We start from the raw sequence: 16287 nt of genomic DNA on the forward strand, positions 1-16287 counted from the left end.
TTCAATGTATAAACTTCGTTTTACAACCATTGCTGTGGCAGGTCACCAAATACTGATGCGCTCTACTACAGTTAAGTTGAAGGCACCTCAACAGTAGCAGGAGATAGATGGATACAAAAAAACGGCTACCATATTGGGCAGCCGTTGTGGGTGTAACTTCTGAAGGAAGGATTTTGCTATCGGGTAATAATAACTTTTTTGCGTTCGTAAGCCAGGTTTGTAAAAATGCCATAGCCACCCTGCACCGAAGATTTTATTTTGGTTGGTTGGGCAAAAGGGTTGCCATTGGCGTCTTTGGCATCGCTTGTAGATGACAGAAAATCGTAATACTGCTCTTCAATGTGATAGAGCGAGACAATCAAGGTATCTCCCTCCTCATAATCATAAGCAGAGCCAAAAGAAATAATTTTGCCGTTGTTCAATCTATCGGAGGTGACAATATCTCTTTGGCTGCCATTCATCAGGCTGTCGCGGTGCGTCATGTAGCGGTAAAAATCTTTGGTGTTTCCATCGTCCTTAAAGGTGGTGAGCAGATACGCTTTTTTATCTTCGTTAAACTTCCATTCTACGGTATCAATCGGTACCTTTTTTTGCACAACAGTATAACCGGTCACTCTACGCCCTTTGCCATCTACTACTTCTATACTATAGATGTCGCCGGGTTTGCCCTTCATGTTTGTGGAGGAGGTATGTGTGTAAAAGCGCCCCGTGTTCCTATCCTGAAAAGGTTTATAACTTAGTTGCAGGGTTCTGCCGTTATGGCCAATGGTAACTTCTGCGTCGGGCACTAAAGGCAATTGTGCATCATCAAAATATCCGGCACTTTCCAAAACCAAAGCACGTATTGTCTTTCCTGGCTCCAGGTAGCACTCTACCACCAGTTTTGGTTCATGGTATGGCAATTCAACTTCTACGTCTTTCTCCAAATCGCAAGAACTAGAGGCTAAACTCAGCACCGACAGCATCAGAAAGTAGAGGAACTTTGTTCTCATCAGAATTTAAAGTTATAGGTAACCGAAGGGATAAGCGGAAACAACGACACCTGCTTTGCCTGAAACCCAACAGTTTCGTTTATAGTTCGGTCTTTAATCTGCTCAAAGTATATAAAGTATGGGTTACGGCGGTTATAGGCATTGTACACACTAAATGTAAGGTCGGCCTCACCTCGCTTTGGTTTGAGCTTAAGAACTGCACCAAGATCTAGACGGTGGTAAGCGGCCAGCCTGAAGGTGTTGCGGTCTTCATAAATGGGAATAATGTTGGGGTCTTTCCCTTCCACATCCTGCAACGGGAATCTGGCAACAGGGAGCGATACAGCCTGGCCGGTGCCGTATACAAAAGAACCTGTCAGGCTCAAACGCTTGTTCAGCTGGTGCAGAATTACAAGGCTAATATCGTGGCGCCTATCATAGCGGTTAGGAAACCATCTGCCTTCATTGATTTGCTCCTGGCCGTTTTCCCCATCAAACTTCCTATAGGTCCAGGAGAGCGTGTAGCCTAGCCACCCAGTAGTCTTGCCTTTCACCTTTTCAATGTACAGCTCATTGCCGTAGCTTCGGCCTCTGCCAAACAAGAATTCATCTTCCAGGTTATCATTTACAAATAGATTTGCCCCATCACGAAAATCAATCTGGTTGTGCATCCACTTGTAGTATACTTCGTTAGTTAGTATGTATCGTCCTTTTCCGAAAATTCGGTTAGCGCCCAAGGCTACCTGCTGTGATTGCTGCGGCTTTACATTAGGAGTGGATGGATACCAGACATCTGTAGGAAGTGAAGCGCCAGAGTTGGCTACCAAGTGTATGTACTGTTTCATGCTGGCATAACTAGCCTTGATAGAGGTGCTTTCGCTGAGGTTATACTTAGCTGATACACGGGGCTCTAAGGCGCTGTACGTTTTGCCGCCGCTTGTAAAGGCCGAGACACGCAAACCATAATTCAGTGCCAGTTGTGCATTTACCGTATAGTCGTCAGAAAGGTAGGCGCCATATTCCGTTGCCCTAAAGTCGTTGCCGGAGCTAAAGCTTTGGGAGTTATCTTCAGAGTCAAAATTCAGGCGGCCAACAGTAAAAAAGTGGCGTGTGGCCATTAATCCGAATTTTAACGTGTGGCCTTTTCCTACAAACCAGTCAAAATCTGTTTTGGCTGTATAGTCTTCTATATCAGAAGTAAGTTTAAAGCTGAAGATATCAATCTTGTTGTTGATGTTATACTTATAGCTGGAAGTGCCTAAGGAGGTGGTAGCGTACAGGTTGTTGTTGAACTTGTGGCGCCAGCGCAGGTTTCCCATGGTGTTGCCCCAGTCAAAGCCAAATGTGAAATCGTCGTCGTTAAAGCCAAAAAAGTCGCGGCCATAGTAGCCGCTTAAGCTCAGCTCGTCATTTTCACCCAGCTTGTAGTTTAGCTTGCCGTTGAGGTCGTAAAAGTAGTAATCCGGTATAGGGTTATAATCTTCTGTGTCTTCGTTGAGACGGTTAAGCTGGCGTGTAAAAATATCTACATAGGTGCGGCGGCCAGATACTATAAAGGTAGCTTTATCTTTTACGATGGGGCCGTCTACAGAAAGTCGTGATGAAATCAGCCCGAGTCCTCCGTTCACGTTTATACCTTCGTTGTTGCCTTCCTGCATTGCTACTTCTACTACAGAGGATAAACGCCCTCCAAACTGAGCAGGGAAACCACCTTTGTAAAGCTCCACACTCTTCACGGCATCGGGGTTAAACACACTGAAGAAGCCGAACAGGTGTGAGGCGTTGTAGATGACTGCATCATCCAGCAAAACCAGGTTTTGGTCTGGCCCGCCTCCGCGTACATATAATCCCGAAGTGCCTTCGCCGCTTGATTGCACACCCGGCTTTAGTTGAAGTGTTTTAATTAAGTCAACCTCCCCAAAAAGGGCGGGAAGCAGTTTTGCGTCTCGTGATGTGAGCTTATCTACACTCATGCGTGTATCGTTGAGCCGCTGGCGAAGGGTGTTAGATTCTACTTTTACTTCTCCCAGCTCGTTGCTGTAAGGGAGTAGCGCAAAGTTTATACTTTGGCTGTTGCCGCGAAGTATAATGTTACGTGTTGTTGCCGCATACCCAATGTAAGAAGCCTGAAGCGTATGCTCACCTTCGGGCAGGCTCAGGGAGTAAAAACCATTTGCGTCTGTAACGGTTCCTCGTTGCATTTCTGGTGCTGTTACAGTAGCTCCAATTAAAGCCTCTCCGTTCCCTTCTGCCCGCACGTAACCTTGCACCAGTTGAGTTTGGGCTATGGTTGGCAGAGACAGGAAGAGCATTAAGTATAAAAACAGAAACGCTTGGTTTTTAAACCGCATTCAAGATGATGTTAAGCTGGAAATTTGATCTAATTTACACAAACTGATTTGTAATCAGAAAGGTTTGTTTCATGTACGGTTTTTATCTGTGGCTGGACTTTCTGGTCAGTCATGCTGAGGTATATATATCATAATAAAGCCGTTGCCAAACAGACAACGGCTTTAAGAAGCTGTATAGTATAGTAAACAATTGCCGTTAGCCCATATATAGCTCCAGTATACGCATTTTAAAATAGAACTCGCATTTGCTTTGGAGTAGCTCAGCCTGCGTTTTATTCATGTTATTCAGTGATTCCATGTAAAAAAAGAAGTCGATGTTGCCTAGCTCGTAGCGGCGTTTAGCAGAGCTAAAGGCGCGTTGGGTATAATCCAGGTTGGCAATAACGGTGTTATACTTTTCTCGTGCTGCCAATACATCCTGGTAGGCCTGCTGTACGGTTTGTCTTAACTGGTTTTGGCTGGCAATAAAGTCAAGCTCAGCATTATGCAGGTCAAGGCGCGCTGTTTGGGCATCAAAGTGCCTGATTAAGCCATTGAAAACAGGAATGCTCAGGTTCAGGCCAATCACCTTGCGCTGGTTAAAGTCGAGTTGGTCGAAGTATGGCATGGTGTTAAAATTGCCATTTTCAGGATCTACATAAAAGTTGCTGGAGTAGTTGGAGCCGTAGACTCCTTCGAGGGAGAGAGTAGGAGAGAAATTGCTACGAATAACTTTTAAGTTACTTTTAGCAGCATCTAATGTGGCTGCAGAAGACTTTACTCCCGGTGAATGTCCAAGCGCACGTTGCATGATCTCTGCCTCAGCCGGTAGCAGCATATTAATGTCTTCCGGTGTATCAGGTGTTAAAAGTTCATAGTCTGGATTTCCCTCCACGTTCATTTCCTGAACCAGCTGTAGCTTATCGCGACGGAAGTTGTTTTGGTGTGTGATAAGGTTCAGTTTTTCAGTAGCCAGTTGCGCCTTGATCTGGTATACTTCGTCCTGGGCGCGAACGCCGGCTCTTTCCTGAATTTCTATTTTCTCTAACTGCCCTTGTAGCAGCTTTATCCGGTCTTCGGCAATATGGATGTTTTCACGGTCTACAAGTGCTTGCAGGTAGTAGGCGGTGACATTTGTTTCGAAGTCTATTTCTGCCTGCTGCACCGCATAGGTATAAGCGTTGGCATTGTGCTTTGCCTGCTTCAGTTCATGCAGCTTAGTGAAACCATCGAACAGAACCACCTGGCCTACCAGGTAAGGCTGCGAAGTACTGGTATTGCCGCGCTTTACTTCGCCGGCCACATTATCAAAAAACAATCCATTGCTGCGGCTCACATCTGCGCTGGCCGTTATGCTGGGCAGGTAGCTATACTTGCTGCGTCGCACACCAATGTCGGCCCTGGTGCTGTTATACTTTGCCTGGCGCAGCGCTACATTATTCTGGCGGGCCAGTTCAAGGCTTTTTTCGAGCGAAATAGGTACCTGTGCCTGTGCTACTCCAGCTAAAATAAGGCAAACAGTTAGCCCTCCCAGCTTTTGGAGCAGGGCTCTGATGGTAAAATTTTTCATAGGTTTAGTTTATACTAGTGGCAATGTTTAGGCAGAAAAAATCAGGACCCCAACCAGGCATTCCGAAGCTGTAGTTGCGCTGGAGTGGCGTTAGAATCAGGGATCAGTACATGCTGTTGCGCCCGTTTCATGGCTGTAGCCTTGCCTTTCAGTTTCTTTTCCTTCAGCACTCCTTTGTTGTTTATGCGGCCAACCGTAAAGGTCAGTTTGTCTCCAGGCTTCAGGCTTTGTAATTCCACTCCAATCAGATCGCGGATATTTTGCGCTGTAATGGGGGTGCCGTTAAATTCCAGTAGTACATCGTCGGTTTTAAAACCCATACTTCTGCCAAAGGCGTCCATGTCTGCGGTGTCTGCTACTTTAAGCTTACCTGTTGTTTCATCTATACCGGGCAGAAAGCCACCGTAAGAAATAATATTCTGCGTGGCTACGGGTTCGTACCGTATGCCTACTTTTCGGAATGTTTCTTCCAGCGGGAGTGGCTCAGATCCCTCTACATACTTTGTAAAGAACTGCCGAATCTCCGGGTATGTCAGTTCAGTTATTTTATCAAAAAGCTCATTGTCTTTAAAAGAGTTGGTTTTGCCATAGGTTTTGGAGAGATCCAGCATCAGGTTGCGCAAGCCATACTTGCCGCCGCTTAATTCTCGTAGGCGCACATCCAGGTTCAGTCCTATCAATGCTCCTTTCTGGTACACGTTACCATATTCCTTTTCATACTTATCCAGCACCTGGGCACTCATCACCGTAAAGGGAAGGGTATCGTTATAATACTCTTTGGAGGTGACGATATACTCACGCAGCTTTTGCAGGTAGGTGTCCAGATCATAAAGCTCCTCATACACCTGCACATGCGAGGCAAAGTACTCGGTTACACCTTCGTAAAGCCAGAGATGCTTCGACATTTTCGGGTTAATGAAGTCGAAATTTCCGATCTCCTCAGAATGGATGCTCAAGGGCGTTACGATATGGAAAAACTCGTGGGCTGCTACATCGCGTATGGTGCTGCTAAACTGCTCTTCCGGCATCTCCGGTAAAAAGTAAACAGAGGAGTAGGAGTGCTCCAGCGCTCCAAATGAACCTGATTTACCTACACGCTCCGGCACATAAATCAGGAAAGCATACTTGTCAACTGGCAAGGTGCCACCTAAATAGCTTCGCTGCGCTTCCAGAATATTTTTTACAGTGCCAGCAATAGGTTTAGATGTAACACGGCCTGAAGGTGAATAAACAGATACCAATACCTCTGTGCCACCCAGGTTCAGCACTGTTGTGTCAGGGCGGTTATACATCAGGGGCGAGTCAGCCAGATCAACATAGTTGGCAATCTGGTATTTATCAGCCGTATCAGTAGTGACAGCTGCCTTCAGTGGCGTAGAACCGTAAAAGCCTTGTGGCTTTTTCACGTTCAGTTCGTAAGGCAGTTGCTTCATGCCATCAAAATACCCTATAAAGCCGAAGGTATTGATAAGAAAGTTTTTACCAGCCTCTATGTTAGTGCCACCGGGTTCAAACAGTACGTCTTCGCGTTTTAGGGTGTCAAAGGTGTCATCTACCCAGTAAGTAACTCTGGCCAGCTGCGTAGCGTTTTTTATTTTCCAGCGGTTTACATCCAGCCTCTCTACCGCAAGGGGCAGGCCAGCTTTGGTGTAAGCTTTAAGATCAGATACTAACTTGCCAAAGTCGGATACAGAATAAGTGCCAGGTACAATTTTAGGCATTACGTAGGTAACTTCGCTCTGATTGATAGTAGGCGCCAGCACAGTAACCTGCACCTTATCGTTTTGAACAGAGTTTAAGTCAATGGTTACATTATACTTACTGTCTGCTTTGTCTGCTTTTTGCTGTGCATCAACATTTCCTGATAAGGCGAGGCTAAAGCCTAAGCTGAGCAGTAGGATATTCTTTTTTATTGACATAGTATCTTGATTTCAGATAGGATCATGCATTAACTGATTATGTACGATCTACACCCTGTGCTCGTTCTCGGTTTAGGTACGCATCCAGAAAATTAAACCAGCTTCATTAGATAAAAAGTAGAACGCTACAGCAATTAACCCTGCTGCAGGTTAGTACTGCGGAAGCGCCTGACTAACATATAAGTTCCTTTTTATTGGGTTCTGATAGCTTTTACCGGGTCCAACAAAGCGGCTCTTATTGCCTGAAAGCTAACCGTGGCAAGTGCGATAACAAGCGCTAAAACAGCAGCCAGTGCAAACATCCACCAACTAAGATGTATGCGATAGGCAAAGTCCTGTAGCCATTTGCTCATGGCATACCAGGCAATAGGGCTGGCCACAAGTATAGCTAGCACCACCAGCAGTGCAAAGTCCTTAGACAGCAACATGACAATGCTACCGGTAGAGGAGCCTAGCACTTTGCGGATGCCAATCTCTTTGGTGCGCTGCTCTGCTGTAAAAGAGGCCAGCCCAAACAGCCCAAGGCAGGCAATAAGTATGGTAAGGCCGGCAAAGTATCCGAAAACGGTGAGCATTTTTTCTTCGGCGCGATACTGCCTGTCAAAGAACTCATCCATAAAGAAGTATTCCATGGGGTGCCTTGGGTCGAAGCTGCGCCACTGCTCTTGTATAAAGTGTATGGTGGCAGCCTGGTCTTGTGGCGTAATCCGTGCCATTAGATACCCTGGTGATGCCGGAGAGAGTACCATGATAATGGGCTGCACATCAGAATGAAGCGAGGAAACATGAAAATCTTTCACAACGCCGACTACCTTGCCGTTACCGTCCGAAATATTATCCCTGCTAAGCTGCACACGCTTACTAACGGGGTCTGTCCAGCCCAGCCAGCGTGCTGCGGCCTCGTTTATGATCACACCAGCGCTAGCATCCGTCTGGATTTCCTGGGAGAAGTTTCGGCCATCTTGCATGCTAATGCCCATCACAGGTATAAAATCATAGTCTACGGCCATGATATCCATTGTTTTCTCTACCATTTTCTCATCCTGTTCTACTAGTATAAGTGTTCGGTTCAACGACTCAGCCGGGATGCTGTAAGAGTTGGACACCAGTTTTATGTTCGGGTGTTGCAGCAGTTTTTGCTTAAGCGCTGGCAGGCGCTGTACTAGGGTAGAATCGCCATTAGGCACATCCACCACCAATACCTGCTCTTTGTTGAAGCCGAGGTCAGCATTCTTGAGGAAATGCATTTGCGTGAACACGACAATGGTGCCGATCATCAGGATAAGTGAAATGCTGAACTGCACCACTACCAGCGCCCTTCGCAGGGTGGCGCTACCTCCCTTTGGCTGTTTATCTGATTTAAGAACATCGGAAGGCTTGAAGGCCGATAGAAAGAAGGCCGGATAGCTGCCTGCCACCACACCTACCAGCAGCACGATCGCCAGAAGAGCCACCAGGAACTCCCACTGCAGGAAAAAGTCTGAAGCAAAGTGCTTTTCAGTAAGTTCGTTGAATTCAGGTATAAAAATCTGTACCAGTGCCAGGGCCAGCAACACAGCCACCAACGTCAGCAGCAACGACTCGCTTAAGAACTGACTGATGATTTGGCTCCGTTCAGCGCCTACTACCTTGCGCAAGCCTACTTCTTTTGCGCGTTTGGCTGAGCGTGCTGTAGCCAGGTTCATGTAGTTTATACTTGCTATCAGCAGCAGGAAGGCAGCCACGGCTCCGAAGATGTAGATGTAAGAAATATTTCCGCTTGGGCTACGGTCACCGACATAGCGCGTATCGAAGTGAACTTCTTTAAGTGGCTGCGCAATAAAGCGCATTTGTGCGTTCAGGCGGTTCTCTTTTATCCAGGGGCTCACTACATTTTGTACCAGGTCGTTTACCTGTGCTTGAAAAGCAACAACCTGGTTTGGGTTGTGTAGCAGAGCATAAGTATAGAAGTTCATGTTAAACCAATGGTTGCTTTGCCCATCTGCCCGTAGTTCTGCATCTACAGTGGCACGCGAAAGCAAACCGGTGGTTTTGAGGTGTGAGTGCTTAGAGTCGTGGTAAACTCCGGTAACAGTATAGGAGTGGTTGCTGAATTTCAGTACTTCACCCATGGCCTGCTCTGTGCCACCAAAAAGCCTTTCTGCCAGCTCTTCTGTCAGCACAATGCTATTAGGGGCAGCCAGTGCTGTGGCTGGGTTGCCTGCTACCATCTCATAGTCAAATACCTTGAAATAGGAGGTATCGGCAAAGGCCAGGTTGTCTTCGTTAAAGCTCTGGTTCTGATACCAGATAGTTTGTTTGCCCGGGAAAAAATACTGCGTTACTGCTTCGGTCTCCGGAAACTTCCTGACAGCATCCTGTAGCGGAGGAGGAGTAACGGCAAACTGGTCCTGATGCCCCTCAAAGTTTACTTCTCCCACCAGGCGCACAATCCGGTCTGATTTAGAGAATTGGTTCTCGTAGCTCAGCTCGTCCTGCACATACAGAAATATAAGTATGCAGGAGGCAATGCCAATGGCTAAGCCTACAATGTTGATGGCAGAATATACATTGTTCCGCATCAAATTACGAATAGTAATTTTGAGATAGCTGGCTAGCATATGTTTGGTAGGAGAGGCGTTGGTAGAGGTTGTATAGATTGCAGCAAGGGCTTTTTATGAAGCAAGAGAGGGAAATTGCTCGGAGCCGGCTATGGCTCCGAGGTTTGTCTGCATAGCTGATTTATAATAACTCAACTGCATGGCGCTTCACGTTCAGGTTCTCCGTCACGATCTGGCCGTCAAATAGATTTACAATGCGGTGCGCGTATTCAGCATCAGTTGGGGAGTGTGTCACCATCACCACGGTGGTGCCTGCCTCGTTCAGCTCCGACAGCAGCTGCATCACCTCGCGGCCGTGCACCGAGTCCAGGTTACCTGTCGGTTCGTCGGCAAGTATAAGCGCTGGATTTGATACGGTTGCCCTGGCAATAGCCACACGCTGCTGCTGGCCACCAGAAAGCTGCTGTGGGAAATGGTTGCGGCGGTGGGCGATGCCCATACGCTCCATCGCTTCCTGGGTCTTTTTGTTTGTCTCTGCTTTAGACACACCTAGGTAAGCTAGTGGCAACGCAATGTTTTCCTCCACCGTCAGTTCATCTATCAGGTTAAAGCTTTGAAACACGAAGCCCAGGTTTTGCTTGCGAAGCTTGGCACGCTGGCGCTCTGAGACATTGGCTACTTCCTGATCCAGAAACTTAAAGCTGCCTGAGGAAGGGCTGTCGAGCAGGCCCAGGATATTTAGTAGCGTAGATTTGCCGCAACCGGATGGGCCCATGATGGCTACAAACTCACCTCGTTTGATTTTAAGGTCTACGCCAGCCAGCGCTGTGGTTTCTACTGTATCGGTAATGTACTTCTTTTGCAGATTCTGTGTGTCAATTACTAGTTCTTGCATGTTCATAGTGCTCTTTGCTGTAGATAGTGGATAGTTCTATTTTGTACTAGTGGCTTTGTCTCTTTTGTGTGATAAGTATAAATCGAGGTATAGTTTTCTACTTACTTTAACTCCAGCCGGTCTATGTCGCCGTAGCTGTCGTAGGATGAAAGTACTACTTTATCGCCTGGTTGCAGCCCGTCCAGTACTTCGTAGTGGTTAGGGTTTTGTCGGCCTAGTTTAATATTCCGTTTTTCTGCATAATCGCCATTTGGGTTGACTACAAAAACCCAGTTGCCGCCTGTGCTCTGGTAAAAGCCCCCACGCGGGAGTAGTACTGCTTTGCCGCCATCGTTCAGGTTGAGTTTCACCTGTAGTGTCTGGCCCCGGCGTATGCCTTCCGGTGTTCCTTCGGCAAATTCAAGGTCTACCTGAAACGTATTGTTTTGTACTTCGGGGAACACCTTGGCGATGGCTACTTTATAGGTCTTGCCGTTAAAATCAAAGTTGCCTGTCAGGCCAGGGTACACCCTGGAGATATAATGTTCGTCTATGTTGGCTTTAACTTTATAGCCGTTCAAATCGTCTATCTGCCCAATGTTCTCGCCTGGGGCTTTGGATTCTCCAACCTCAGCTTTTAGCGTAGAGAGCTGCCCTGTAAAGGGAGCTGTTACATAAAGGTTGTTGAGTGTGCTACGGGCCATACCAATGTTGGCTTCCATGCGGCGGATTGACTCATCAAGCTGCTTCAGGCGATCCTCCATCAGCTTTGCGTCTTGCTTCACAGAGCGTTCTGCCAGCATTTTGCGTTTTTTCAGATAGTTATACTCGTCTCTGGCAGCTTCAAACTCCTCCCGCGATATTACTTTCTCCGCAATCAGCATTTTGTTGCGTTCATACTTGCGCTCGGCAAGGGCCAGGTTATACTCTATCTCAGCCAGATCATTTTCTTTGCGAATCAGGTCCTGCTTCATGGTGATTTCCGAATTCTGGCGTTCGTTCATCAGGTCATACAGCTGCGTCTCGCGGGTCATGAAGTCAATTTGGAGCGTAGTGTTGGAAAGCTTAAGTATAGTATCTCCTTTTTCTACCATGCGGCCGTCATCTGTATAGATCTTTTCTACACGGCCTCCTTCTGTTATGTCCAGGTAAAAGCTTTTTAATGGATCTACTGAGCCATCAATGGCTATAAACTCCTGAAAATTTCCTTCCTGTACCTGGCCTAGTGTCACACGCTCGCTATCTACATTTAATTTAGAACTATGCTCGGCAAACAACAGGTTGTACAGCACAAGTATCAACACTAATGTTCCGGCAGCAATCAGGGCAACCTTCTTTGTAGTAAACTTTTTCTTTTCGATTACGCGATCCATAGTTGGTAGAAGTATAGGAGCTAAGTATAGTTAGGGTATATATTCTTGAACCTTAATTCCAACAAGTGTGCCATGTTATTTAATGGATTAATAATCAGTTTGTTGTGTGCTTGTGTAGATGCGTGACTATGTTATAACTGTTCAGTTTCGTACACTTTAGTGTCCTGTACCGAACAGCTTCAGGGCAGAGGAAGTACAAGAAGAAATTAATGCTAAAGCGTTACGTTTATACTTGTCCATTCATATGGCATCTTACTTAAAAATAATTTACTTTTACTCACAGGCAAGTATTTTGTCTGAGTGAAAACATCGGCCAACATACACTGCTTTCACTGTGGCACAAGTCATGGCAGCCTTATCCCAAAGCACGCATTCCATAAAATCTAATATACATACATTGACTCAGTACCTATGAGTAAGATTGCTTGCAAAATTCTAGTTGTTGATGATGAAGAAGATATTCTGTTGGCTGGAAAGCTCCTGCTGAAACAACACTTTGCCACAGTAAAAACAACCTCTGACCCTTACCAAATACCTGCTCTTTTGCAGGAGCATGGGTTTGATGTGGTACTGCTGGATATGAACTATAGTACTGGGGCCACATCAAGCAAAGAGGGTTTCCATTGGCTAAAGCAGATTCTACAGCTCTCTCCTAAAACTACTGTGATCTTGATGACGGCCTATGGTGACATTGAAATTGCTGTAAGGGCCTTGAAAGAAGGTGCTGCTGACTTTGTGCTGAAGCCCTGGCAGAATGACAAATTAGTTGCCGTGCTTAAAACTGCCTGCCAGCAGCAGAGCATACGTGTAAAACGAAGCGCCGAATCAGCAGAGCATAACAATACAGTTTATCATTACGATGGCTTTATTGGCGTTTCTCAGGCCATGCAGCGTGTATACCAGACTATAGATAAAGTAGCAGGTACAGATGCCAATGTCCTTATACTTGGCGAGAACGGCACAGGCAAAGAAGTGGCGGCCCGGGCACTGCACCGCAAATCTAAAAGGGCAGCCCATGTATTTGAGAAAGTGGATCTGGGAGCCGTAAGCGAAACCCTATTTGAAAGTGAGCTGTTTGGCCATGCCAAAGGAGCTTATACAGATGCCAAAGAAGATAGGGCAGGGCGTTTTGAAGCAGCTACAGGTGGTTCGTTGTTTCTGGACGAGATCGGAAATCTGTCGCCGGGGCTACAGGCAAAGTTGCTTACGGTGTTGCAAAGCCGCCAAATTATAAGGCTTGGCACAAACAAACCACGGCCTATAGATGTCAGGCTGATCTGTGCGACAAATATGCCGTTATACCAAATGGTGCGGGAAGGAGCTTTCCGGCAGGATTTGCTCTACCGTATCAACACCGTAGAAATTCACCTGCCTCCGCTACGTGAGCGCCGGGAGGATATAAAGCTGTTGGCGGAGCATTTCTTAAATGTGTATCGTCAGAAGTATGATCGAGAGGGGCTTCAGCTTCCTATAGAAACCATGCACCGCTTGTCAGAGTACCGCTGGCCTGGCAATATCCGTGAATTAGATCATGCCATGGAGCGTGCTGTTATACTTTGTGATGGTAACGTGCTAAGTATAGATGACTTTTATTTCGCACCCAACGAAGACAGGGTATCACAAGAGCAAGGGGTGGAACTTATCAACGACCAGGACTATACCCTTGAAACTCTCGAAAAGATGATGGTGCAGAAAGCGTTGGTAAAGCATGCCGGTAACATAACCCACGCTGCAAAAGATCTGGGAATAACCCGCACTGCCCTTTACCGAAGAATAGAGAAGCATGGCTTATAGTGGTTTCAGGATAAGGCTGCTGTTGCGCCTTTTACTGCTTATAGCCGTTGCCCTGGCCTTGTTGCTGGTGCTTTACCGCACTGACTGGTATATGACAGCCTTTTGTGTTTTCCTGATCCTGGTTTTTCAGGTGTACGACCTTATCACGTTTGTAGAGCGTACTAACCGTGACATAAGCAGCTTTCTGGAGGCTATGCGCCACTCTGATTTTACACAGCGTTTCGCCACTGAACGCGCCAACTCTTCTTACCGGGAGCTGTACCAGCACTTCAACGATATTTCTGATGCTTTTCTGAAAGTAAAAACAGATAAGCAGGCCCATTACCATTACCTGCAAACAATTATTGAACAGGTTGGCGTAGGGATACTATCTTTTGATGAAGAAGGTGAGGTGGAGTTAGTAAACGAAGTAACCAAGAGAATGCTTCATGTGCCCCATCTGCGGCATGTAGAAGCATTGGAGCGGTTAAGCGCTGAATTGGTGCAGGCGTTATTTGGTATCGCACATCAGGAGAAAAGGCTGGTAATGGTGCAGCTTAAACATGAGCAGCTTCTACTAAGCTTGCATGCCACTGAACTGACCTTACAAGGCCGCCAGCTCAAGATTGTGACGTTACAGAATATTCAGTCTGAACTGGAAGAGCAGGAGCTGCAAACATGGCAAAAGGTAATACGGGTGCTGACACATGAAATAATGAACTCCATCACGCCGGTCATATCGCTGACGTCAACGGTGGCGGGGCTTTTGCAGCAGGAGGTAATTGTAAAGCAGCAAGCCGGTGAAAGTATAGACATGGATGTGCTGGAAGATATGCAGGCAGGCTTGCAGACGGTAGAAAGGCGCAGCTCTGGCATGCTCAACTTTGTTAAAAATTACCGTCGGCTCATGCGTTTGCCTGTTTCAGAACTCCGGCCGCTAAAGATAAATAGCCTGTTGCGTCAGGTGCATCAGTTGCTGCAGCCAGAGCTCAAACTGCAAGCCATCTTGCTGAAAATGTACTTGCCCGACGAAGATGTAGAAGTAATGGCAGATGCAGAGCAATTAGAGCAGGTGCTGATTAATCTGCTGAAAAATAGCATGGAGGCTTGCCAGGGATGTACAGAACCTTTAGTGGAAATCATAGCCTATGTTCCGGACGGGGAACGAGCTAAACTTAGAATTGATGTCATCGATAATGGGCCTGGTATTGCTGAAGACGTATTGGATAAAATATTTATACCTTTCTATACAACTAAAAAGCATGGTTCCGGCATTGGCCTGAGCCTATCAAAACAGATCATGCAGCAGCACGGCGGCACTATACGGGTGCATACAAAACCCAACGAAACAGTATTTAGCCTTCAGCTTAAATTGGTAACGAATAGCGCTGTGTAAGTATGGCTTTAGGTAAAGATCATACATACTGTTGTATGACCTGTGATAGTTGCTGTGCCGGCAAGGCTCCTGATTGCCGCCATACTTGCTGTCCCTTATTAAAGAGTATAAAGGTAGGCACACCCTGTACACGGTATTGAGAGGCAGCAGCCTGATTCTTATCAATATCCACCTTGATAACTTTCAGCTTACCATTAAACTGGCTGGCAAGCTGCTGCACTACCGGACTCATGGCCTTACAAGGGCCGCACCAATCTGCATAAAAATCTACAAGTACGGGTGTTTCCGGGCTGCTTATTATCTCCTGAAATGACTTCTTTGCCATAGTTTTTTGCTTTGGTTAAGTATAAATTTACGCGCAATCCGCAAGCAGGTTTGTAGCATACTTTATGCCGACTTAATACTGCCATACATTAAATGCGCCTTAGCTTTGGTAGATCATAAGTAAAGTTTATCTAAAATAAGGAGCGGGGTGATAGATAAGTATAAACATAGCAGGGGCAGACCTTTCCTGCTATGTTATCCTCACTTTACTTCAGAAAGCTCACCGATAACAGCTATGTTCACCTCAAAACAGTCTGCTGTCTTTTATTCTTCAGATCTCTGTAGATACTAAAGTTCAATTTGTGGCTTTCTTAAGATAAAATTTTGATAATATAGGCGCTGTCTTTAAAAATTAATAATACAAAGTTGTTCTTTCTAAATTAGGTATATCATATATTTATATCTTCAACCTTAAAGCCAAAATATTATATGCCAAAGTACAACGGAACGGAAGGAGCTCCCATAGATCTGAAAGAAGCCGCAAAATGGACCAAGAATTACCGTGATAAAGAAAAGGAAACTGAAAACGGTGAAAAAATCAAAGCTCACTTTTTTGGACGCGATATACTTTTGAAGATTCTGGAGCAGGAAGACTGCATGGGTATTCGAATGTACTATGCCAAAAATGACGAAGGAAAGAAACAGCTTATACTTGTTGGTGCTACTTCAGAAGGAGACGATATGATAACTGGCACGATAGCAGACAAATCTCATATCTGCCCTCCTGATTGCGTAGATAGTGAGTTGAATGGCTAATGGAGGTATTCTTAAAAGAATATTACCCATGGTTAATTGAAGTATCTACCTATAGCTCTGTTATTCCGGTAGTAGCCGGGTTATTTATGATTTCAAAAAGAAGTAGCTTGCTTTTCAGGCTACTTCTTTTCTATTGCTGCTTTTTGTTATCTATCGAAGTCATAGCTGCCCTAACGGTGTATATGGGTACAAAAAATAACATTTGGCTAGACCACCTGTACACGCCGATAGAGTTTATGATGCTGGCTGCTGTTTATTTAGTCAGCTTTCAAAAGTCCTTGTATAAGTATACTGTAGTTGGTGTAGTTATACTTTTCATCATACTCAATTTTATCATTGTTATGATGGGAGTGGATATAACCAAAATGAACTCTATGCCACGCATATTAGAAAGTATCTTTTTGATAAGTATGGCTATACTTTATTTTTACCAAACCCTGCATAATTTTAATTATACTTAC

The 16287-nt window shown here is 45.7% G+C and carries 12 protein-coding genes; 4 read left to right on the forward strand and 8 right to left on the reverse strand.

Annotated elements, in window-relative coordinates:
* Positions 1-176 precede the first annotated feature (176 nt).
* The 7 genes from ACFQ2O_RS12780 to ACFQ2O_RS12810 all read right to left on the reverse strand — a co-directional run bounded on the left by ACFQ2O_RS12780 (position 177) and on the right by ACFQ2O_RS12810 (position 11577).
* Positions 177-992 carry a DUF4249 domain-containing protein gene (locus ACFQ2O_RS12780; RefSeq protein ID WP_377528189.1) on the reverse strand — a complete coding sequence of 272 codons (816 nt, stop codon included), beginning with the start codon at positions 990-992 and terminating at the stop codon, positions 177-179.
* Positions 992-3322 carry a TonB-dependent receptor gene (locus tag ACFQ2O_RS12785; RefSeq protein WP_377528191.1) on the reverse strand — a complete coding sequence of 777 codons (2331 nt, stop codon included), beginning with the start codon at positions 3320-3322 and terminating at the stop codon, positions 992-994. Before ACFQ2O_RS12785 ends, ACFQ2O_RS12780 begins: the two co-directional genes overlap by 1 nt.
* A gap of 196 nt (positions 3323-3518) precedes the next feature.
* Positions 3519-4871, reverse strand: a complete 1353-nt coding sequence (locus ACFQ2O_RS12790) for a TolC family protein (RefSeq protein WP_377528193.1) — start codon at positions 4869-4871, stop codon at positions 3519-3521.
* 41 nt (positions 4872-4912) lie between these two features.
* Positions 4913-6790, reverse strand: coding sequence for a M61 family metallopeptidase (locus ACFQ2O_RS12795; protein ID WP_377528194.1), 1878 nt, complete (start codon positions 6788-6790; stop codon positions 4913-4915).
* 191 nt (positions 6791-6981) lie between these two features.
* Complete coding sequence (locus ACFQ2O_RS12800) at positions 6982-9390, reverse strand: ABC transporter permease (protein ID WP_377528195.1); 2409 nt, start codon at positions 9388-9390, stop codon at positions 6982-6984.
* Positions 9391-9511: 121 nt separating this feature from the next.
* Complete coding sequence (locus tag ACFQ2O_RS12805) at positions 9512-10225, reverse strand: ABC transporter ATP-binding protein (protein ID WP_377528197.1); 714 nt, start codon at positions 10223-10225, stop codon at positions 9512-9514.
* 101 nt (positions 10226-10326) lie between these two features.
* A complete protein-coding gene (locus tag ACFQ2O_RS12810) occupies positions 10327-11577 on the reverse strand; it encodes an efflux RND transporter periplasmic adaptor subunit (protein ID WP_377528199.1) in 1251 nt (416 codons plus the stop codon).
* Positions 11578-11988: 411 nt separating this feature from the next.
* On the opposite strand from ACFQ2O_RS12810, the gene ACFQ2O_RS12815 reads away from it, so the two are divergent.
* Together ACFQ2O_RS12815 and ACFQ2O_RS12820 are read left to right on the forward strand one after the other, a co-directional pair.
* Positions 11989-13371, forward strand: coding sequence for a sigma-54-dependent transcriptional regulator (locus ACFQ2O_RS12815; RefSeq protein WP_377528201.1), 1383 nt, complete (start codon positions 11989-11991; stop codon positions 13369-13371).
* Positions 13361-14746 (forward strand): sensor histidine kinase, encoded by a 1386-nt coding sequence (locus tag ACFQ2O_RS12820; protein WP_377528203.1) that lies wholly within the window; start codon positions 13361-13363, stop codon positions 14744-14746. Before ACFQ2O_RS12815 ends, ACFQ2O_RS12820 begins: the two co-directional genes overlap by 11 nt.
* A gap of 19 nt (positions 14747-14765) precedes the next feature.
* Here ACFQ2O_RS12820 and trxA read toward each other — a convergent pair whose 3' ends face one another.
* A complete protein-coding gene (gene trxA, locus ACFQ2O_RS12825) occupies positions 14766-15071 on the reverse strand; it encodes a thioredoxin (protein WP_377528205.1) in 306 nt (101 codons plus the stop codon).
* A 428-nt stretch (positions 15072-15499) separates the two neighbouring features.
* On the opposite strand from trxA, the gene ACFQ2O_RS12830 reads away from it, so the two are divergent.
* Together ACFQ2O_RS12830 and ACFQ2O_RS12835 are read left to right on the forward strand one after the other, a co-directional pair.
* On the forward strand, positions 15500-15826 hold the full coding sequence (locus ACFQ2O_RS12830) for a hypothetical protein (protein ID WP_377528207.1): 327 nt from the start codon (positions 15500-15502) through the stop codon (positions 15824-15826).
* Positions 15827-16008: 182 nt separating this feature from the next.
* On the forward strand, positions 16009-16287 hold a 279-nt coding region (locus ACFQ2O_RS12835), incomplete at its 3' end, for a hypothetical protein (RefSeq protein WP_377528209.1).

Origin of the sequence: Pontibacter rugosus, assembly GCF_042678745.1 — a bacterium.
GTDB lineage: Bacteria > Bacteroidota > Bacteroidia > Cytophagales > Hymenobacteraceae > Pontibacter > Pontibacter rugosus.